The organism is Nonomuraea sp. SBT364 (genome assembly GCF_001083785.1).
GTDB lineage: Bacteria > Actinomycetota > Actinomycetes > Streptosporangiales > Streptosporangiaceae > Nonomuraea.
On record NZ_LAVL01000045.1, the window covers coordinates 15781 to 35127 of the forward strand.

The following is a 19347-nucleotide window of genomic DNA, read 5'->3' on the forward strand; positions in this document are numbered from 1 at the left end:
ACCTCGTAGATCACCCCTGACAGGAGGTCCCCCCGTGGCGTCCAGACTCGGCCGCGCCCTGGCGCTGGCAGGAGCGGCGCTGGTCCTGACGGCGTCACCGGTTCACGCGGCCGACGACGTCAGGACCAGCGCCAACGTCGAACACGTGGCCAACGTGCCCAAGCAGGCCCCGTTCGCGTCGCGGCAGGCGTACAACAGCGACCTGGCCTTCCAGGGCACCTATGCCTACCAGGGCAACTACAACGGGTTCACCGTGTACGACATCGCGAACCCGGCCAAGCCCAAGGTCGTCAGCCGCGTCTCCTGCTACGGCGCGCAGGGCGACGTCTCGGTCAAGGGCGACCTGCTCTTCCTGTCCGTGGACGAGTCCGTCGCGAGCGACTCCTGCAAGACCCGCAGCGCCTCCCCGACCGACAAGGGCTCCTGGGAGGGCATCCGCATCTTCGACATCAGCTCCAAGAAGCGGCCCAAGTACGTCAAGTCCATCGAGACCGCCTGTGGCTCCCACACGCACACGCTGGTGCCGGGCGCCTCGAAGGACACCGTCTACCTGTACGTCTCCTCGTACGGGCCCGGCGACATCTTCCCCGGCTGCAAGCCGCCGCACGACCGGATCTCCATCGTCAAGGTGCCGCTCAAGAAGCCGTCGGCCGCCAAGGTCGTGGCCAGGCCCGTGCTGTTCCCCGACGGCGGCAACGAGCGGGGCGACGGAGCCGCGTCGGCAACCAGCGGCTGCCACGACATCACCGTCTACCCGGCCAGGAACCTCGCCGCCGGGGCCTGCATGGGCGACGGCGTGCTGATCGACATCTCCGACCGGGAACGCCCGAAGGTCACCGCCAGGGTCACCGACGAGAACTTCGCGTTCTGGCACTCGGCGACGTTCAACAACAGCGGCACCAAGGTCGTCTTCACCGACGAGCTCGGCGGCGGCGTGATGGCCACCTGCCTCAAGAGCACCGGGCCGGAGCACGGGGCCAACGCCGTCTACGACATCACCGGCGGGAAGCTCGTCAAGCGGAGCTACTACAAGATCCCCCGGGAGCAGGGCCGGTCCGAGAACTGCGTGGCGCACAACGGCTCGCTGATCCCGGTCAAGGGCCGGGACATCATGGTCCAGGGCTGGTACCAGGGCGGGGTGTCGATCTGGGACTTCACCGACTCCGCCAGGCCCGCCGAGATCGGCTACTTCGACCGCGCCGCCTTCAAGCCCCGCGACATGGCCGGCTCCTGGTCGGCCTACTACTACAACGGCCACATCTACAGCAGCGACATCCAGCTCGGCCTGGACGTCCTGCGCATCACCGACCCGCGCACCGATCCGGCCGCCAAGGTCCGCCAGAAGTCGCTCAACGCCCAGACCCAGAACGCCTACTGAGGTGGCACGAACCCCCCGGCCGTGACCTCCGGCCCCACCTCGGACGGTCCACCCCCCGCCCCGGGCGGCCCGTACGGGGACCCGCCGGGGAGTGGGCCCGCGACCCCCGGCGGCGCGTACGGCGCCGGCGGGCCCGTCGGAGGAGCGGGGGCGCCCCCGAAGGGCGCCTGCCACGTCGGTGGCGCTCCTGGGCCGGGCGCCCACTGGCCGGGCTGGGTGCCCATGCGCTGGGCGAGGCGGAGCTGGTCGCGGCGGCGGCGCTCGGCGAGGACGGCGCTCAGGTAGGCGTGCGGCGGGACGCCGGCCGGCGCGGCCGGTGAGACGTAGGAGGCCGTCTGGGTCGCGATGCGGACGCCCATCTCGTGCTGGACCTGCGGCGACAGCTGCTGCCAGCGCAACAGGTACTGACGGGCGGCGGCGGCCACCTCCATCGGGAGCTGCGACAGCTCCAGGGTCGCCGCCCAGGCGGCCAGCGGCGGTGGCATGACGATGGCCTGGCCGGCGTCACGCGGCCCGCGCTCGGCGATCACGATGGTGCCGGCGAACAGGTCGCCCAGCCGCTTGCCCTGCTGGGAGATCAGCGAGCTGATCAACGCCGGCGCCCCGGAGAACATCCAGAACTCCATCACCCCGGCCAGCCCCCGGAACAGCGCCTGCCGGAACCGCTCGGGGCTGCCGTCGTCGCTCACGACGCGCAGCCCGAGCGCCAGTTTGCCGAGGCTGCGCCCCCGGCTGGCGGTCTCGAAGATCACCGGATAGCCGACCAGGACCAGTACCACCATCGTGATCGAGACCGCGGCGAACATCGCCGGGTCCGAGATCACCGCGAACGCCTCCAGCAGCACGAACGCGCCGATCAGCACGGTGAGCTGGACGCCCATGTCGATGAGCAGCGCCAGGAACCGCGAGGGCATCTGCGCCACCCGCACTTCGAGGACGACGGCGTCACCGGTCACAACCTCCGACATATGTGGAGCCTAACGGCTATGGGCAGCTGACATACCGGCCACAATGGTCAGGTGGACATCGACGCCTTCGTCACCGCGCACCGCCCGGTCTGGGAGCGGCTCGATCAGCTGATCAAGCGCCGCTCCTCGCTGACGGGGGCGGAGGTCGACGAGCTGGTCGACCTCTACCAGCGGGTGTCCACGCATCTGTCGATCGTCCGCTCCTCGACGCCCGACGCGATGCTGGCCGGACGGCTGTCGGCGCTGGTGGCCAGGGCGCGGTCGGCCGTGACGGGCACGCGCACGCCGGCCTGGCGGGAGCTGGTGCGGTTCTTCACCGTGTCGTTCCCGGTGGTGGCCTACCGGGCGCGATGGTGGTGGCTGGGCACCTCGCTGGCGTTCCTGGCGCTCTCGTGGGTGATCGGCGCCTGGGTGGCGGCCAACCCGGAGGTGCAGGCCGCGATCGCCTCACCCGAGGAGATCACGCGGCTGGTCGAGCACGACTTCGCCGACTACTACTCGGAGAACCCGGCGGCGTCGTTCGCCAGCCGCGTGTGGATCAACAACGCGTGGGTGTCGCTGCAGGTCATCGTGTACGCGATCTTCCTCGGCATCCCGATCCCGCTGGTCCTGTTCCAGAACGCGGCCAACGTCGCCGTCTCCGGCGGCCTCATGGCCTCCCGCGACAAGCTGGACATCTTCTTCGGCCTGATCACCCCGCACGGCCTCCTGGAGCTGACCGCCGTCTTCCTCGCCGCGGCCGTCGGCATGCGGCTGGGCTGGGCGGTCATCGACCCGGGTCACCGCAGGCGGGCCGAGGTCATGGCCGAGCAGGGCCGCGCGGTGATGGCGGTGGCGCTCGGGCTGGTGGCGGTGCTGTTCGTGTCGGGGCTGATCGAGGCGTTCGTCACCCCGTCCGGGCTGCCGACCGCCGCCCGCGTGGGCATCGGCGTGCTCGCCGAGCTCGTCTTCCTGGCGTACGTGGTCGTCCTCGGCAGGCGCGCGGCCCGCGAGGGCGAGACGGGCGACCTCGAACGGGCCCCGGACGTGGCCCCGAGCGCCTGACCTCCTACAGCCGTCCGGCGGCCTTGAGCGCGAGGTAGGCGTCGGCCAGGGCCGGGGCGATGTCGTCGGGCAGCGCGTCCACGACCTCGACGCCGTGGCGGCGCAGCCGGGCGGTGATGCGCCGGCGTTCGAGCTGCGCGCGTTCGGCCGCCGCCGCGTCGTACACCTGCTCGGCGGTGCTCCGCTGCCCGGCCATGGCGGCGACGAGCGGGTCGGAGACGCCGGCCACCAGCACCAGGTGGCGGGAGGACAGCTGCGGCAGCACCGGCATCAGCCCCTCGTCCAGGGCGGCCGAGTTGAGGTCGGTGAGCAGCACGACCAGGCAGCGGCGCTTGGCCCGGGCCAGGATCGCGGCCACCATGCCCTGGGAGTCGGCCTCGATGAGCTCGGCCTCGATCGGCGCCATCGCGTTGACCAGCGACGACAGCAGCTCCGTGCGGGACGCGCCGGTCACCCGGGCGCGCTCGGCCCGGTCGTAGGCCAGGAAGTCCACCTGGTCGCCGGCCCTGGCGGCGAGCGCGGCCAGGAGCAGCGCGGCGTCCATCGACCAGTCCAGGCGCGGCCAGCCGGGCACCGGGCGCGGGTCGGGACGTGCCAGCAGGCCGCCTCCCTCGACGGCGGCTCCGGCCAGCGGGATCGGCGCCTCGCCCACCCGGCCGGCCGAGGTGCGGCCGGTGTCGAGCACGATCATGACCCGGCGGTCGCGTTCGGGACGCCAGGTGCGCACGACCACGTCGTGGCGGCGGGCGGTGGCCCGCCAGTCGATCGAGCGTACGTCGTCGCCGACCACGTACTCGCGCAGCGAGTCGAACTCGGTGCCCTGCCCGCGCACCAGCGCCGGATGCCGGCCGTCGAGCTCGCGCAGCCTGGCCAGGCGGGACGGCAGGTGCTTGCGCGACAGGAACGGCGGCAGCACCCGCACCGACCAGGGCGAGCTGTGGCTGCCCTGCCGGGCGGCCAGCCCGAGCGGGCCGAGCGAGCGCACGGTCACCGAGACCGATTCGCGGTCGCCGCGCCTGGCCGGGGTGAGGGTCACGACGAGCTTGCGCCGCTCGCCCGGCGGCACGTCCAGCTTCAGCACGCGCGGCTCGGCGCCGGCGGAGGGCGGCCAGGCGTCACGCAGCACGCCGCGTACGCGCCTGCGGCCGGGGTTCTCCACGACCAGCTCGACCGTGGCCTGCGCGCCCAGCCGTACCAGCCGCTCGCCCGAGCGGTGCAGGCGCAGCGGCCGCACCGCGCCCGCCAGCGTCAGGTCGGCGACGATCGCGGCGGCCAGCAGCAGGCAGACGCCGGCCACGGCAGGTCCGGGCGACGGCGCGAGCAGCACCACCACGATCCCGAGCGCCGCGAGCAGGCCGGCGCGTCCCGTCAGTGTCATGTGCGTGCCATCAGCGCGGGACCGGCACCGAGGCCAGGATGCCGTCGAGCAGGCCGTCGGCGGTCGCGCCCTCCAGCTCGGCCTCGGGCCGCAGCTGCACGCGGTGCCGCAGCGCGGGCCTGGCCAGCGCCTTGACGTCGTCGGGGGTCACGTAGGCGCGCCCCGACAGCCACGCCCACGCCCGCGAGGCCGCCAGCAGCGCGGTGGCGCCTCGCGGCGAGACGCCGAGCTGCAGCGACGGCGAGTTACGGGTGGCGCGCGCCACGTCCACGATGTAGCCGAGCACCTCGGGCGCCACGTGCACGGCCGCGACCGCCTCGCGGCCCGCCGCCAGGTCGGCCGCGGTCGCCACCGGCTTGACGTGCGACAGGTCGCGCGGGTCGAAGCCGAGCGCGTGCCGCTCCAGCACCGCGATCTCCTGATCGCGCGGCGGCAGCGGCACCGTCAGCTTCACCAGGAACCGGTCGAGCTGCGCCTCGGGAAGCTGGTAGGTGCCCTCGTACTCGACGGGGTTCTGCGTCGCGCACACCACGAACGGGTCGGGCAGCGGCCGGGCCGTGCCCTCCACGCTCACCTGCCGCTCCTCCATCGCCTCCAGCAGCGCCGCCTGCGTCTTCGGCGGCGTACGGTTGATCTCGTCGGCGAGCAGCAGGTTCGTGAACACCGGCCCCTCGCGGAACTCGAACTCCGCCGTCTTCGTGTCGTAGATCAGCGAACCGGTGACGTCGCCCGGCATCAGGTCCGGCGTGAACTGCACCCGCTTGAAGTCCAGCGACAGCGCCGCCGACAGCGTGCGCACCATGAGCGTCTTGGCCACGCCCGGCACGCCTTCGAGCAGCACGTGTCCCCGGCACAGCAGCGCGATGACCATCCCGGTCACCACCGCGTCCTGCCCGACCACGGCCTTGGACACCTCGGCGCGCAGCGCCCCCAGCGCCTCCCTGGCCGAGTCCGCGGACCCGGTCACGCGGGTGGTCTCCTCAAAGTTCACGGACCTTCCTTTCGATGGAATCCAAGTATCCGGCCAGGGCGACCAGCTCAGCGTCGCCGGTGGGCGGCGGCCCGTACAGCGCGCCGCCGACCTGCTGCGGGTCCAGCCCGGTCCGTACGGCCAGCGCGGCGACGACCTCGTGCGGCCCGGCCCCCGAGGCCAGCCCCAGCCGGGGCGTCAGCCGGTCGATCGTGCCCGCCCGCAGCGAGTCGGCCGCCCTGCCCCTGGCCCGCCTGGCGCGGTAGAGCCGCCCCCGGCCCTCGACGGTCTCCGAGGCGCGCACCACCACCGGCAGCCGCTCGGCCACGACCGGGCCGAGCCGCCTGCCTCGCCAGAACGCCACCAGCACCACGGTCAGGCAGGCCATCAGCACCGCCCACGGGATGCCCGGCGGCATCAGGTCGTACACCGATTCGCCTTCGGGGCCGGCCAGGTCGCCCGACGGCCGCACCTCCGGGCGGACCAGCCAGGTGACGGGCTTGCCGGTGCCGATCAGGTTGAGCGCCAGGGCGGCGTTGCCGTCCTCGGCCAGGCGCTGGTTGCTCATGAACTCGCCGCTGCCGACGACCGTGGTGGTGCCGCTCCCGTTCGGGAAGCTGATCAGCGTCCAGCCGTCGCCCGCCGGGTAGCAGCCGGTGGTGCCGCGCGGTGCGGAGTACGCGATGCCGCCGAGGTGGGCGCTGCCCGCCGCGGTGGCGGCCGGCAGGGAGCACTCGGGCTCGCGGGAGCGCTGCCTGGCCGCGCCGACCGGGTTCGCGCCGGCCATCTCCTCCACGCCGAGCGGCGCGCCGACGATCAGGCGGTCGCCCCGGATCCCGTCCAGGTCCCCCGAATACGCGTGCAGGGTGTCGGTGACCACCAGGACCCGGTCGCCGCCCAGGGCGGCGGCGGCCTCGGCGGAGTCGACCCGGTCCACGGTGACGCCGCGCTCGCGCAGCAGCTCGGCGAGGGCCCTGGAGCCCTGCAGCGACGTGTCGGCGGGGTCGAGCGGGCGGGGGGTCTCCTGCTCGGGGCCCAGCAGCACGCTGACCACGCCGCCCAGCACGACGAGCAGCCCGAGCAGCGCGATCCACCGTCCGCCGCGCCATCGGCTCTTCGCCGTGGGCGTGGTGGGCCGCGACCGCGTCGCCTCCGCGGTCATGAGGGGCCTCCCAGCGGGATCGGGCGGGCGGCGCGGAGCCGGTCGTCGAGGCCGGTCATGCTGTCGTAGGTCTCGCGGGTGCCGGGGACGCCGCCGTAGGTGACGTCGTCGAAGGAACGGGCCGCCGCCGCCAGCTCGCCGGCGAAGGTGGGCATGGCCTGGCCCGCCTCGGCCGCGAGCTCGTCGGCGGTGCGCCCGGGCATGCCGTTGACCAGCGCCCGCTCCTCCAGGTCGCGGGCGATGGCGCGCAGCCGCTCCTGGATCGCGGCGGTCCACTGCTCCTCGGCGGCCAGCCGCTCCGCCGCCGTGCGGTGCTCGGCGGCGGTGAGCGCGCGCTCGCCGAACAGCGCCCCCGGGGCCGCCGTGTTGCGCCGGCTGGTGCGGCGCAACTGGTAGGCGATCAGCGCGGCGACCCCGACCAGGATCAGCCCGATCACTACCGCCGCGATCACCCCGCCGGCCGAGCCGCCGCCCGCGGCAGCGTCCATCAGGTCGCCGACGAACTGGCTGAAATAGCGGTAGAGCCGGTCGGGCAGGGACTCGTCGGCGTAGCGGGGATCGAGGAGCTCGCGCGCCGCCTGCCCCGCGGCCTCCTCCCTGCCGACCGGGCTCACGGCCTGGCGGAGTGGGACGGGTGCCAGAGCTCGTCCGCCGAGGCGTGCACCCAGCCCTGGCGCTGCTGCTCGATGGCGGCGGTCTGCAGGACGAGGTCGAACGCCTCGGACCGCATCCGGCGGTCGGCGTAGAGCAGCCCGGCGACGCCCGCCTCGAACGGATAGGTGATCATCGCGCCGACGGTGCCGCCGACGGCGATCAGCACCGCGGCGACCACGATGGTCCACAGCGCGCCGCCGCCGAGCATCCCGAGCAGCGTGCCGGCCATGGTGAACGGGAAGTTGAGCACCGTCGCCACCATGCCGACCACGAACGTGGTGAGCAGCAGGATGCCGAAGACCCGCCAGAAGTCACCGGTCACCAGGTTCCACGAGCGCCGCATCGCGTCGACCGGGCCCCGGCCCTCCAGGACCACGGCGGCCGGCGCGAAGGCGAAACGGGTGCGGAAGAACAGCACGTAGCCGAGATAGAGCAGGAGCAGCAGGAGGAAGACCACGATGAGGCCGCCCGCCGCCTCCGGTGAGTCGACGCCGCCGCCGGCGACGACCGCCCAGAGCAGGACGCCCAGCAGCACCAGGGGCGCGAGCATGATCAGCGTCATCAGCCCGACCACGCCGAACAGGGCGGGCATCCGGCTCTTGGTGGCCTGCCAGGCCTCGGAGGCGGTCATCTTGCCGCCGAAGACGGCCCGGCCGAGTATGCGGGTCAGCACGCCGGTCAGCACGGTGACGACGACGAAACTGATCAGGTAGGAGACGATCGTGCCGCCGTACTGCGCGACGAACCCGCCGGTGAGGTCGTTGCCCGGCTGGGTCAGCCAGTTCGGGTCGCCGATGAAGGACCCCATGCTGTCGAACATCAACGCCTGCCCGACGGCCAGCGGGACGGTCCCGAGCAGCGCGCCGATCGCCGACAGGCCGAGCACGGCCTTGGGGTTGGACCGGACGAGCTTGATCGTGCCGTCGTAGAGGTCGCCCAGCCGCAGCGGGCGCAGGGGGATGATGCCGGGGCGCATCGCCTGCGGATGGGGGCCGTGATGGGGGCCGTAAGGTGCGTAGGGCGCCTGTCCGTAACCCTGGGGCGGCGGCGGGGGCGGCATCTGGGGTTGACCGGGGATCTGTTGCTGTCCTGGGGCGGTCCACGGGGAAGCCGGAGGCGCGCCGTAGGGCGGAGGCTGCTCCGCGGCCCAGCCTCGGGGCGTCTCGGGAGTGGAACCGTGACCGTCTGACATATCCCAATCCTGGCATGCTGGGCGGGTCGGTGGTGTCGCTGCGTCGATTCGTGCCACGGATATCGCGCAGGGATGGCCGAAGGACGCTCTGTTACCGCAGACTGAAGATTGCGGTCGTGGGGGCGAGCCAATATCGCCTTTACCCGGTGTCATGTCCCACACATGCGCCGACCAAGGGTAACCTTCAGCGATCGTGCTGATATGTCCCAGAATGCGTAGAACGAATGAGGGGCCATGAAAGGTCGCGTGCTGGTCGTCGACGACGATGCCGCTCTCGCCGAGATGCTGGGCATCGTGTTGCGCGGTGAGGGTTTCGAACCATCCTTTGTCAGCGACGGCGACAAGGCGCTGGACGCGTTCCGCGACACGCGCCCTGATCTCGTCCTGCTCGACCTGATGCTGCCCGGGGCCGACGGCATCGACGTCGCCCGCAGGATCAGGGCCGAATCCGGGGTGCCGATCGTCATGCTCACCGCCAAGAGCGACACGATCGACGTCGTGCTCGGGCTGGAGTCCGGCGCCGACGACTACATCGTCAAGCCGTTCAAGCCGAAGGAGCTGGTGGCCAGGGTGCGCGCGCGGCTGCGCCGCACCGACGAGCCGACGCCCGAGATCCTGCAGATCGGCGACATCACCATCGACGTGGCCGGCCACTCGGTCAAGCGCGGCGAGGAGACCATCAACCTCACGCCCCTGGAGTTCGACCTGCTGGTCGCGCTGGCCCGCAAGCCGCGCCAGGTGTTCACCCGCGAGGTCCTGCTGGAGCAGGTCTGGGGCTACCGCCACGCCGCCGACACCCGGCTGGTCAACGTGCACGTGCAGCGGCTCCGGGCCAAGATCGAGAAGGACCCCGAGCACCCCGAGATCGTGGTGACGGTCCGCGGCGTCGGCTACAAAGCCGGCCCCGCCTGACCTGCCCTGACGCCACGCCATGCCCCCGACGACGACCAGGCGCACGCGCCGCCGGACACTCCGCCAGATACTCGGCGGAGTCCGCCGGCGGGCCAGGCGTGCGGCGGGCAGGGCGCGGCGGATCTGGCGCCGCTCGCTGCAGCTCCAGGTCGTCACCAGCACGCTCGTCATCTCGGTGATCGTGGTGGTGGTGCTCGGCACGTTCCTGTCGGACCAGATCAACAACTCGGTCATCGAACGCCGCCAGCAGTCGGCCGCCAGTGACGCCTCGGCCGACCGGCTGCGCATCGCCGACGCGCTCAGCCGCCACGAGGACGACCAGTCCAAGCCCGCCGAGGCCGGCAAGACCGTGCCACCCGACCCGCTCGACGAGGTGATGGACGCCATCATCGGGACGGGCGGCGACGGCTCGAAGAAGCGTTACGAGGTGCTGATCCTCAACGTCGCCGAGCCCGGCCAGTCGCGTGCCTCCGGCAACGTCACGCCCGCCGACGTGCCCTTGGCGCTGCGCCAGAGGCTGCAGCGGCAGGCGGAGAAGTTCATCGAAACGCCGCAGCGCTTCACCGAGCGGATCCAGTTCGCCGGCGAGAGCCAGCCCCGGCAGACGCTCGTCATCGGCGCCATGATCAGCGCGTACGGCGGGTACGAGGTCTACCACTTCTTCCCGTTCGCCGACGAAGAGCAGATGCTGTCGAACGTCCGGCTGGCCATCGTCGTGGTCGGCTTCGGGCTGGTGCTGCTGCTGGCCGCGATCGCCTACCTGGTCACCCGGCAGGTCGTCAGCCCGGTCCGGCTGGCCCGCCAGGCCGCCGAACGGCTGGCCGCCGGCAAGCTCGACGAGCGGCTCAAGGTGCGCGGCGAGGACGACCTGGCCCGGCTGGCGACCTCCTTCAACGAGATGGCCGCCAACCTGGCGCTCAAGATCCACCAGTTGGAGGAGCTCTCACAGGTCCAGCGGCAGTTCGTCTCCGACGTCTCGCACGAGCTGCGCACCCCGCTGACCACCGTCCGGATGGCCGCCGACCTGCTGTACGACGCCCGCGAGGACTTCGAGCCGATGGCCTCACGCTCGGCCGAGCTCATGCAGGCCCAGCTCGAACGCTTCGAGTCGATGCTCGCCGACCTGCTGGAGATCAGCCGCTACGACGCGGGCGCCGCCACCCTGGACCTCGACTCCGTCGACCTGCGTGACGTGGTGCTGCGCGCCATCGCCGACTCCGAGGCGCTGGCCGAACGCCACAGCACCCGCTTCGAGCTGCGGCTGCCCAACGAGCCGTGCCTGGCCGAGATAGACAACCGCCGGGTCGAGCGCATCCTGCGCAACCTGCTGTTCAACGCCATCGAGCACGGTGAGGGCCGCGACGTCGTCGTCACCGTCGGCGCCGACCGCGACGCCGTGGCCGTGGCCGTGCGCGACCACGGCATCGGGCTGAAGAACGGCGAGGACACGCTGGTGTTCGACCGCTTCTGGCGGGCCGACCCGTCACGCGCCAGGACCATCGGCGGCACCGGGCTCGGCCTGGCCATCTCCCGCGAGGACGCCACGCTGCACGGCGGCTGGCTGCAGGCGTGGGGGCAGCCCGGCGAGGGCTCGCAGTTCCGGCTCACGCTGCCGCGCCGCGCCGGGATCGACCTCAAGGGCTCGCCGCTGTCGCTGGTGCCGCCCGAGATCGAGATGCGCCGCACCTGGCGGGGCCAGATGACCCCGGTGCTGCTGCCGGCGACCGGCGACGGAGGCGGCCATGGCGAGGACTGACAGGCTCCGCGCCGCCGCCGTGCTGGCCGCGCTGGCCGTGCTGCCCATGTCGGGCTGCGCGGTGATCCCCGTGGGCGGGCCGTTCCCCATCGAGGAGGCCGGCGGCGGCGACTCGGTGACCGTGCCCTTCCAGCGCATGGTCGCCGTCGAACCCGAGCCGGGCTGGAGCGCCCAGCAGGTCGTCGAGGGCCTCCAGGCCGCCATGGCCGCCTACGCCGACGACCCCGGCATCCTGCCCAAGTACCTGACCGAGGAGGCCAGGCGGGTGTGGAAGCCCGACGGCCCCGTCACGGTGATCGACAACGGCTTCCGCTTCGACGACATCGTCGAGAACAAGGAGAAGAAGGAGACCATCGTCACGATCCTGGGCACCAAGATCGCCCAGATCAACGAGGACGACACCTACGTGCCCGTCGACCCGGCCGACGACAACAAGGTCAGCCGGGCGATCACCCTGGTCAAGGACCGCAACGGCGACTATCGGGTCAACCTGCTCCCGCAGGGCCTCCTGCTCACCGACGCCGACGTGCGGCGCGCGTACCGGTCCACGAATCTCTATTACCTCAACGGCACCGCCGCCGGCGACCGCGAGCCCGACCGGCTCGTGGCCGACCGCGTACGGCTGCGCATCAAGGCGACGGAGAGCTTCGCCGAGACCGTCGTCGAGCGGGTCATCCAGGGCCCGACCAGCGCGCTGCAGGGCGCGGTCGGCAACGAGTTCCCGCCCGGTGCGCGGGTGCTGTCGATCAGGTCCAGCGAGGACCGCGTGATCATCAACCTGGCCGGCCCGTTCACCCCGTCCGACACCTTCCGCGAGGGGCTGCAGGCCCAGCTCAGGGCCAGCCTGAGCGTCAACGGCCTGGCCAACGGGCGCAGCCTGGAGGTCCAGGTGGAGGGCGAGCCGTTCTTCACGACGGGGCCGCTCATCGTGCCCGCCAACCTGCCGGAGCGATGGCTGGCCGTCGAGGACCGGCAGGTCTTCTACACCAGCAAGGGCGCCGTGCACATCCTCGGCACCGACGGCGAGGGCCACCCGCTGGTGGGGCCCGCCGGGCAGCCGGGGGAGACGTACTCCGGCTTCGCCATCTCCAAGGACCGCGACCGGATCGCCGCCCTGTCCACGGAAGGCGGCATCTGGGTCACCCGGCACGCCGCCGACGGCCGCTGGCAGCAGTCCATCCCCGGCGGGACGGGGAAGCTGACCGAGCCCTCCTGGCACCGCGACGGCTCCCTGTGGACCTACGACCGGCAGAGCGGCAGCGTGCTGCGCTCCTACCCGTCGGTCGGCAAGGGCCCCGAGCACGTCGCCGCCCCCGCCCTGCAGGGGCTCGACGTCACCTCGCTGCGGATGTCCCGCGACGGCGTGCGGGTGGCCGTCCGGGTGGGGATGAAGCAGGTCCAGGTCGGCGCCCTGGCGGGTGGCGGCGCGGGGGCGATGCTGAGCAACTTCCAGACGCTCATCTCGGCCGAGGGGGACGACGAGATCCGCGACATCGCGTGGAGCGACTCCGAGCACCTGCTGGTCCTCGTGCAGACCAAGGCCGGCCAGGTGGTCAAGGAGATCAACGTGGGCGACGGCGAGACCGTCCAGCTGCCCACGACCAGCAAGCGGCTGGCCTGGCTCGCCGCCCTGGGCGACGTCATCCTGGCCACCACCGAAGAGGGCAACGAGATCCTGGAGTACGGCCGGGACAAGCAGACCTGGACCCCCAAGCCCGCCACCGCCGTGGACGAGCCGCTCTTCGCCCTGGGGTGAGCCGATTGTCGGTGGTCACCGGCATCATGGGCGGCGTGCTGAACGCCGTGCTCGACCTCGTCCTGCCGCAGCCCTGCCTGGGGTGCGGCGCCGCCGGGGCGCGGCTGTGCGAGACCTGCCTGGCCGGTCTGGCCGCCCCCGCCCGCCGGATGCNCCCTCGCCCAGCAAGCGCCGGGCCTGCCCCCCCGCCCTGGGCGACGTCATCCTGGCCACCACCGAAGAGGGCAAGGAGATCCTGGAGTACGGCCGGGACAAGCAGCCCTGGCCCCCCAAGCCCGCCACCGCCGTGGACGAGCCGCTCTTCGCCCTGGGGTGAGCCGATTGTCGGTGGTCACCGGCATCATGGGCGGCGTGCTGAACGCCGTGCTCGACCTCGTCCTGCCGCACCCCCGGCCGGGCTGCCCGACTGCTGGTCGGCCGCCCCCTACACGAGCGTGCTCCGCCGGGCCGTCGTCGCCTACAAGGAGCGCGGCGAGGCGGCGCTGGCCGCCGTCCTGGCGGAGCTGCTGGCTTTCACCGCGCTGAGCGCCGTCAGCGCGTACGGCCGGGCCGCGAGCTACGCGGTGGTCCCGGTGCCGAGCGCCCGGCGCTCGCTCAGGGGCCGGGGGCACGACGCGGTCGGCACGCTGGCCGCGCTGGCCGTGCGGCGCCTGAGAGCCCGCGGGCTCGACGTCACACTCCGGCCCGCGCTCGGGCAGGCACGACGGGTGGCCGACCAGGCGGGCCTGAGTGCCACGGAGCGGGCCGCCAACCTCGCTGCCTCCCTCCGCGTCCGGTCGCCCGCCGAAGTGCCGTCAGCGACGCCTGTGCTGCTCGTGGACGACATCGTCACGACGGGCGCCACCCTGTCCGAGGCCGCCAGAGCGCTCCGGGCCGCCGGCTCGCCGGTGCCGCTCGCCATCACCGTCGGCGCGACCCCGCGCGCCTTCCCCGTCGCCGCGCCGACACGCCGAGAAGTTCGGGAACGATTCCGGTGACGGTCGGTAAAGAAAGATCCAAGTCCGCCGCCTCCCTCCTGGGCCACATGTCCGTAACCCTTCGCGGGGGTAGGGCAGCTCAGAGGGGCGATGTCCCGTACGGATAAGGGATGCGGGCGCCGTAACCGGCCATCTGTCACGCCCGCAACACCGTACGAAAATCACAGAAAGTGATCCTTTGTCCGATCCCCCGGCTGACATTCGCCGCCGATCCGGATAGCGTCTGAACATGGCACCCGTTCGGGTCCGTGGTTGCGCAGGGCCGGGGCTCCCGGCTCCGCTAGCCGATGCCAGCCGCAGGCAAAACGGTCCACGTAAGGCGACTCTTTGTCGACCGATCACGGTGCGGCTTAGGGGTAAGTCCTGCCTCCCCGGGGGTCCAGATGTCCCCCGTCAGGAGAGAAGGGCAGTAGTGGCAATAGAGCTGCGAAATCCTCAGCAGGCGAATGTGGGGTCGAAGACCAGGTCGGCCGGGCGGGTGCCACTCGAGTTCCCGGTGACGAGTCGGCGGAAGAGGGTAACGGTGACAGAGAGGCAGACAGAAGACCCCGCCCGGCATGCACGTCGTCGGGCGCTCTTTCTCAGTCGTTAGACCGAAGGGGGGCTGTTGCATGGACATCATCGTCAAGGGCCGGCACACAGGAGTGAGTGAGCGGTTCCGCGACCACGTGACGACCAAGCTGGCCAGGATCGAACGTCTGGACAACAAACTCATCCGAGTCGATGTGGAGGTGTCGAAGGAGCGCAACCCGCGCCTCGCCGACCAGCGTGAGCGCGTCGAGCTCACCATTCACTCGCGAGGGCCCGCCATCCGCGCAGAGGCCTCCGCCGACGACCGATTCGCCGCCCTCGACCTCGCCATGGACAAGCTGGAAGGCCGTCTCCGGCGGCTCGCCGACCGGCGCAAGGTCCATCACGGCAACCACAGCCAGCCCTCGCTGGCGGAGATCACCGCGACGCTGCCCGACCTGCCGGCGGCCCCACCGCAGCAGCCGGCCGCCGTCCCCGCGCAGCCCGAGCCCGAAGCGGACCGGCTGCCCGACGACGAGCAGTACGACGACATCGTCCCCATCGAGATGGACGGCGACGGGCCGCTCATCGTGAGGGAGAAGTACCACAAAGCCGAACCCATGACCATCGATCAGGCTCTGCTGGAGATGGAGCTGGTCGGGCACGACTTCTATCTGTTCCGTGACAAGGAGAGCGGCCAGCCGTGCGTCGTCTACAACCGGCGCGGTTACAACTACGGCGTGTTGCGGCTCGTGGAGCCCTGATCACGGCCCAAAAGATCTTCTCGACCACCCCCGGACCGCGGTTCCCGTGTCATCATGGCGGTCCGACGGCTCTGGCCCCCCGACGAGGAGGAGACGTGAGCGAGCTCAGTCAGGCGCAGTTGAGCGAGCGAAGCGCGTACACAGCGGTCGCGAGGCGGATCTGGGAGGCTTCGTGACGGAGTCCGGCGAGCCCCGGCCCGCAGGCGGCGAGCCGATCCGCGTGCTGATCGTGGACGATCACGAGCTGATCCGGCGGAGCCTGGCGCTGGCTCTGGCCGCGGAACCAGACATCGAGGTGGTCGGCGAGGCGAGCGACGGGCAGGAGGCGGTCGAACTGGCCGACCGCCTCATGCCCGACGTGGCCCTGATGGACGTTCGCATGCCCCGCCAGGACGGGATCGAGGCCGCCAAGGGCATCAAGGCCTCCGTCCCGAGCACCCGCATCATCATGCTGACCGTCAGCGACGAGGAGGAGGACCTCTTCGAGGCCATCAAGGCCGGCGCGACGGGCTACCTGCTCAAGGACGTCCAGATCAACGACGTCCCGGCGGCGGTGCGCGGCGTGCACGAAGGGCAGTCGTTGATCAACCCGGCGATGGCGGCCAAGCTCATCAGCGAGTTCGCGAACATGAGCCGCAAGGAGAGCGAGCGCCCGCCCCAGCTCCCGGTCCCCAGGCTGACCGAGCGCGAGATGGAGGTGCTGCGCCTGGTGGCCAAGGGCATGAACAACCGGGAGATCGCCAAGCAGTTGTTCATCTCCGAGAACACGGTCAAGAACCACGTCCGCAACATCCTCGACAAGCTGCAGCTGCACTCCCGGATGGAGGCCGTGGTCTACGCGGTACGCGAACGCATGCTGGAGATCACCTAGAGCCGCACCCCCTTCCTCACCTCCGGCCGACGCGCCACCCCAGCCCGTCCTCGGCTGACGCGGCGGGAGCGAGGGGTACGGCTGCACGGCGAGTGCTGCACGAGCGGCCGGCCCGGCCGGTGCGGCCGTGTGGCGGGTACGGCTGGTGTGTGCCGGTGTGGCCGTGTGGCGGGTGCGGCGGGTGTGGCTGGAAGTGGGGCCTCCAGGCGGGCGGGGTCCTCGGCGACCGGGCACAACCTCGGGTGGAGTCAGCCGGGTCGTGCGCGGGCCGGGTGACGTACGCGCACGTTCCCCCCGGCCCGAGGAGACCCATGCCGATCCCCGCCCGAGCCTCCGCCGCGACCGCGCTGGCCGCTCTCACGGCCCTCGCCGCTCTCACGGCCCTCGCGGCCTGCTCCGCCCCGACGACCACGGGCTCGGCCGGGACCCCAGGTCCGGCCGGAACACCGGCCCCGGGCCGAACCTCCGGCGCGGACGGAACCCTTGGCACCCCGGGCACTCGGGGTACGGATGGCACCCCTGGTTCGGTGGGTGTGCCGGATTCGGGGGCGGCGTCGCCGGGGGCTCAGGCGGTGGAGGCCGCACCTCGGGACGGGAGCGAGCTGGCGGCCTGCCGGGACGCGGACTGCGAGGTCAGGGTGGAGGCCGGCGACCGGTTCGCGGTGGACGAGCGGCACGGTGTGGACCGGCTCACCGTAGCCTCCCTGGACGGCGACGGGGTGCGGATCGAGCTCCGCGGCTCCTCCGGAGGGCTGAGCGTGCGGGGGATGAGCATCAGCGTGAGCAGCTCGTGCGACAACGGCCGCTGCCACGACGTGGGAGCGCTGACCGTCCGGCCGGACACGCCGGGCCGGATCAACGACATGCGGCTGCGCCTGCGCGCCCTCACGGACGACGACGCGATCCTCGTCCTGTCGCCGCGCTGACGAGCGTCAGGGCACGATCGGGAAGCGGTAGGTCAGGCCGGAGATGCGCAGCAGCCGGGTCATGAACGGCCGGAGGCCGGTCAGGGCGACCGTGATGCCGCGCGCCTTGGCGCGGCTCTGGGTGCCGATCAGGACGGCCAGCCCGCCGGCGTCGCAGAACGTCACCTGGGACAGGTCCAGGACGAGCAGGCCGTTGCTGTGGCTGAGGGTGTTCCACAGCCGCTGGCGCAGGGCCGGGCTGGTGAAGAGGTCGATCTCGCCGGACAGGCGCACGGTGGTGGGAACCGGCGGGCGGACGCTGTTGAGCGGGGCGGTGTCGATGACGGTCATGGATGTCTCCGTTCGGAGAAGTGAGATGGGATGAGGTGCCGGGGCCGGAGAGCGGTCGGTCGCCTGACTGGGCGAATCGCTCCATCCGGGCCTGCGGACGGTGCATGGGTGGGCGGGCCGGCGTGCTGGCCGGCGATGGTCCTCTCGCCGCCCGGTCAAGGGGGCGAGCCGCCTGCCGGCATCACGGGCCTGCGATCGTCGCCCTGCGGCGCGACGCCCTTCCCCGGGGACGCTGGGCGCCGATCGGAACCTCGCGTGTGATCGGTGCCGGGTGGGGCTGAGGAGGCTGTGGTCGGCGGCGTTGGACGAGAGGTGAGCGTCGGCGTCATGCTCGCCTGCCCTCCGGCCCCGCGGAGCGGGCCCGATAGCGGTGCTTCGCCGGGGGCGACGCCGACCTGGGTGCCAACGCGCGAGGTGTCCTCGGTGCCTTGAGCCTAACCCATGGTTTCCGGAGTCAGGCAATTCCGGAAACCGTTCGGTCTCGGTCAGGCCCCGCCGGTCATGGTCAGCAGGGGGGCGAGCTCCGGCGGGTCGGTGCGCTCGACGCGGACCGTGTCGCAGCCCACCCACTCGGCCGCCGACCAGAGGGCCTCGCGCAGCGCGTCGACCCATTTGGCGCTGGTCAGGCCGGGTTCGAGGCTGAGCTGCCTGGCGACCAGGGTGGAGCCTTCGCGGGCCGGGTCGACGCGGCCGATCAGGCGGCCACCGGCCAGCACCGGCATGGTGAAGTAGCCGTGCACCCGCTTGTGTTTGGGGACGTACAGCTCGAGTTGGTAGTTGAAGCCGAAGACGCGCTCGGTGCGGCCGCGGTGCCAGATCAGCGAGTCGAACGGCGACACCAGCGTGGTGCGGTGGCGGCCGCGCGGCTCGGACTCCAGGGCGGCGGGGTCGGCCCAGGCGTTGGGGGCCGAACTCGCCGGGACGGATTTGCCGGATCTGACTGCTCTGACGGAGGGCCAGCCCGCCACGTGCACGGGGACGAGGCCGGCGGCGCCGCTGAGCAGGGCTTCGTCGAGGATGGCGCTGTGACGGCCGGTGAGGCGGAGGAAGTCGATCAGGTCGCCGCGCGTCGCGACGCCGAGGGAGCGGCCGGCGATGGCGGCCAGGCGGGTGATGCACTCCTCGTCCGTGAGGTCCTCGGCCAGGAGGGCGGCGGGGACGGCGCGCTCGGCGACGTCGTAGACGCGGCGCCAGCCGACCCGGCGGGCGCAGACGAGCTCGCCGATGTCGAGCAGCCACTCCAGGCCGATCTTGGAGTCGGACCAGTCCCACCAGGGGCCGCCGTTCTTGGCGCCGCCGACGTCGGAGGTGGTCAGCGGGCCGGAGTCGCGCGCCTGCTGGAGCAGCTTGTCGACGTGGTCGGGCACCTCGTGCCAGCGGTAGCGGCGATCCCGGTAGGCGCGGCGCCTGAACGCGAACAGCGGCCAGTGCTCGATGGGCAGGATGCACGCGGCATGGCACCAGTATTCGAAGCTCTGGGCGGGATTGTGCCAGTAGGCGCGCTCGACGGCCTGACGGCCCACCGCGCCCAGGCGCGCGTAGGCGACCAGCTCGTGGGAGCGGGCGAGCACCGAGATCGTGTCGAGCTGGACCGCGCCGAGCCGGCGGAGCATCGCGTAAGTCCCGCCCCGGCGCGCGTCCGCGCCCACGAAGCCCTGGGCGCGCAGGATGAGGCGGCGCGCCTCCTCGGGGGACAAGGCGGTCATAGTGGCCATTCCGTACGGCGAAGCATGCCGGAATGCTAGCGAGGGGCACCGACAGAAAGTTCGATGCCCGTTTCGGGGGCTGACGGGCCCGAG

At 72.1% G+C, this 19347-nt stretch carries 17 protein-coding genes; 9 read left to right on the forward strand and 8 right to left on the reverse strand.

What is annotated here, in order from left to right:
- Positions 1 to 34: 34 nt before the first annotated feature.
- The gene (locus ADY59_RS21075) at positions 35 to 1378 is read left to right on the forward strand and encodes a hypothetical protein (protein WP_053174989.1); all 1344 of its coding nucleotides are present in this window, start codon (positions 35 to 37) and stop codon (positions 1376 to 1378) included.
- Here ADY59_RS21075 and ADY59_RS21080 read toward each other — a convergent pair.
- A complete protein-coding gene (locus ADY59_RS21080; protein ID WP_049564675.1) occupies positions 1372 to 2346 on the reverse strand; it encodes an RDD family protein in 975 nt (324 codons plus the stop codon). The two genes, ADY59_RS21075 and ADY59_RS21080, sit on opposite strands and share 7 nt — an antisense overlap.
- Before the next feature lie 51 nt (positions 2347 to 2397).
- Here ADY59_RS21080 and ADY59_RS21085 point away from each other — a divergent pair, with 51 nt between their 5' ends.
- Positions 2398 to 3390 (forward strand): stage II sporulation protein M, encoded by a 993-nt coding sequence (locus tag ADY59_RS21085; RefSeq protein WP_049564677.1) that lies wholly within the window; start codon positions 2398 to 2400, stop codon positions 3388 to 3390.
- 4 nt (positions 3391 to 3394) lie between these two features.
- Here the strand turns inward: ADY59_RS21085 and ADY59_RS21090 are convergent, their stop codons facing one another.
- From ADY59_RS21090 to ADY59_RS21110, 5 genes are read right to left on the reverse strand one after another with little or no spacing between them, the layout of a single operon-like run.
- Entirely contained in the window at positions 3395 to 4768 is a 1374-nt protein-coding gene (locus ADY59_RS21090) for a DUF58 domain-containing protein (protein ID WP_049564679.1), read from the reverse strand.
- Positions 4769 to 4778: 10 nt separating this feature from the next.
- The gene (locus tag ADY59_RS21095; protein WP_197093766.1) at positions 4779 to 5759 is read right to left on the reverse strand and encodes an AAA family ATPase; all 981 of its coding nucleotides are present in this window, start codon (positions 5757 to 5759) and stop codon (positions 4779 to 4781) included.
- Positions 5749 to 6900 (reverse strand): DUF4350 domain-containing protein, encoded by a 1152-nt coding sequence (locus ADY59_RS21100; RefSeq protein WP_049564681.1) that lies wholly within the window; start codon positions 6898 to 6900, stop codon positions 5749 to 5751. The genes ADY59_RS21095 and ADY59_RS21100 overlap by 11 nt, the downstream gene beginning before the upstream one ends.
- The gene (locus ADY59_RS21105) at positions 6897 to 7514 is read right to left on the reverse strand and encodes a DUF4129 domain-containing protein (RefSeq protein WP_049564683.1); all 618 of its coding nucleotides are present in this window, start codon (positions 7512 to 7514) and stop codon (positions 6897 to 6899) included. The genes ADY59_RS21100 and ADY59_RS21105 overlap by 4 nt, the downstream gene beginning before the upstream one ends.
- Positions 7511 to 8530, reverse strand: coding sequence for a DUF7847 domain-containing protein (locus ADY59_RS21110; protein ID WP_231618817.1), 1020 nt, complete (start codon positions 8528 to 8530; stop codon positions 7511 to 7513). The genes ADY59_RS21105 and ADY59_RS21110 overlap by 4 nt, the downstream gene beginning before the upstream one ends.
- Before the next feature lie 450 nt (positions 8531 to 8980).
- On the opposite strand from ADY59_RS21110, the gene mtrA reads away from it, so the two are divergent.
- The 7 genes from mtrA (at position 8981) to ADY59_RS21145 (ending at position 17218) form a co-directional block, all read left to right on the forward strand.
- Positions 8981 to 9658 (forward strand): MtrAB system response regulator MtrA, encoded by a 678-nt coding sequence (gene mtrA, locus ADY59_RS21115; protein WP_043620615.1) that lies wholly within the window; start codon positions 8981 to 8983, stop codon positions 9656 to 9658.
- Between the two features lie 19 nt (positions 9659 to 9677).
- On the forward strand, positions 9678 to 11414 hold the full coding sequence (mtrB, locus tag ADY59_RS21120; RefSeq protein ID WP_049564685.1) for an MtrAB system histidine kinase MtrB: 1737 nt from the start codon (positions 9678 to 9680) through the stop codon (positions 11412 to 11414).
- Entirely contained in the window at positions 11401 to 13170 is a 1770-nt protein-coding gene (locus tag ADY59_RS21125; protein ID WP_049564687.1) for an LpqB family beta-propeller domain-containing protein, read from the forward strand. Before mtrB ends, ADY59_RS21125 begins: the two co-directional genes overlap by 14 nt.
- 434 nt (positions 13171 to 13604) lie before the next feature.
- A complete protein-coding gene (locus tag ADY59_RS21130) occupies positions 13605 to 14147 on the forward strand; it encodes a ComF family protein (RefSeq protein ID WP_053174996.1) in 543 nt (180 codons plus the stop codon).
- A gap of 611 nt (positions 14148 to 14758) precedes the next feature.
- A complete protein-coding gene (gene hpf / locus ADY59_RS21135; RefSeq protein ID WP_049564689.1) occupies positions 14759 to 15421 on the forward strand; it encodes a ribosome hibernation-promoting factor, HPF/YfiA family in 663 nt (220 codons plus the stop codon).
- A gap of 172 nt (positions 15422 to 15593) precedes the next feature.
- Positions 15594 to 16292: a response regulator gene (locus ADY59_RS21140; RefSeq protein WP_082310277.1), complete on the forward strand. Its 699-nt coding sequence runs from the start codon at positions 15594 to 15596 to the stop codon at positions 16290 to 16292.
- A 527-nt stretch (positions 16293 to 16819) separates the two neighbouring features.
- Positions 16820 to 17218 carry a hypothetical protein gene (locus ADY59_RS21145; RefSeq protein ID WP_156325628.1) on the forward strand — a complete coding sequence of 133 codons (399 nt, stop codon included), beginning with the start codon at positions 16820 to 16822 and terminating at the stop codon, positions 17216 to 17218.
- Between the two features lie 6 nt (positions 17219 to 17224).
- Here ADY59_RS21145 and ADY59_RS21150 read toward each other — a convergent pair whose 3' ends face one another.
- Both ADY59_RS21150 and ADY59_RS21155 read right to left on the reverse strand, forming a co-directional pair.
- Positions 17225 to 17548: an STAS domain-containing protein gene (locus tag ADY59_RS21150; RefSeq protein ID WP_049564692.1), complete on the reverse strand. Its 324-nt coding sequence runs from the start codon at positions 17546 to 17548 to the stop codon at positions 17225 to 17227.
- 485 nt (positions 17549 to 18033) lie between these two features.
- Positions 18034 to 19254: a winged helix-turn-helix domain-containing protein gene (locus tag ADY59_RS21155; RefSeq protein ID WP_082310278.1), complete on the reverse strand. Its 1221-nt coding sequence runs from the start codon at positions 19252 to 19254 to the stop codon at positions 18034 to 18036.
- Between the last annotated feature and the right edge of the window lie 93 nt (positions 19255 to 19347).

What these genes read in the sequence shown, in the direction of transcription:
- mtrA (WP_043620615.1), top strand. Translation starts at nt 8,981, where the DNA reads ATGAAAGGTCGCGTGCTGGTCGTCGACGACGATGCCGCTCTCGCCGAG.
- ADY59_RS21080 (WP_049564675.1), bottom strand. Translation starts at nt 2,346, where the DNA reads ATGTCGGAGGTTGTGACCGGTGACGCCGTCGTCCTCGAAGTGCGGGTG.
- hpf (WP_049564689.1), top strand. Translation starts at nt 14,759, where the DNA reads ATGGACATCATCGTCAAGGGCCGGCACACAGGAGTGAGTGAGCGGTTC.
- ADY59_RS21110 (WP_231618817.1), bottom strand. Translation starts at nt 8,530, where the DNA reads ATGCGCCCCGGCATCATCCCCCTGCGCCCGCTGCGGCTGGGCGACCTC.
- ADY59_RS21090 (WP_049564679.1), bottom strand. Translation starts at nt 4,768, where the DNA reads ATGACACTGACGGGACGCGCCGGCCTGCTCGCGGCGCTCGGGATCGTG.
- ADY59_RS21155 (WP_082310278.1), bottom strand. Translation starts at nt 19,254, where the DNA reads ATGACCGCCTTGTCCCCCGAGGAGGCGCGCCGCCTCATCCTGCGCGCC.
- mtrB (WP_049564685.1), top strand. Translation starts at nt 9,678, where the DNA reads ATGCCCCCGACGACGACCAGGCGCACGCGCCGCCGGACACTCCGCCAG.
- ADY59_RS21150 (WP_049564692.1), bottom strand. Translation starts at nt 17,548, where the DNA reads ATGACCGTCATCGACACCGCCCCGCTCAACAGCGTCCGCCCGCCGGTT.
- ADY59_RS21100 (WP_049564681.1), bottom strand. Translation starts at nt 6,900, where the DNA reads ATGACCGCGGAGGCGACGCGGTCGCGGCCCACCACGCCCACGGCGAAG.
- ADY59_RS21125 (WP_049564687.1), top strand. Translation starts at nt 11,401, where the DNA reads ATGGCGAGGACTGACAGGCTCCGCGCCGCCGCCGTGCTGGCCGCGCTG.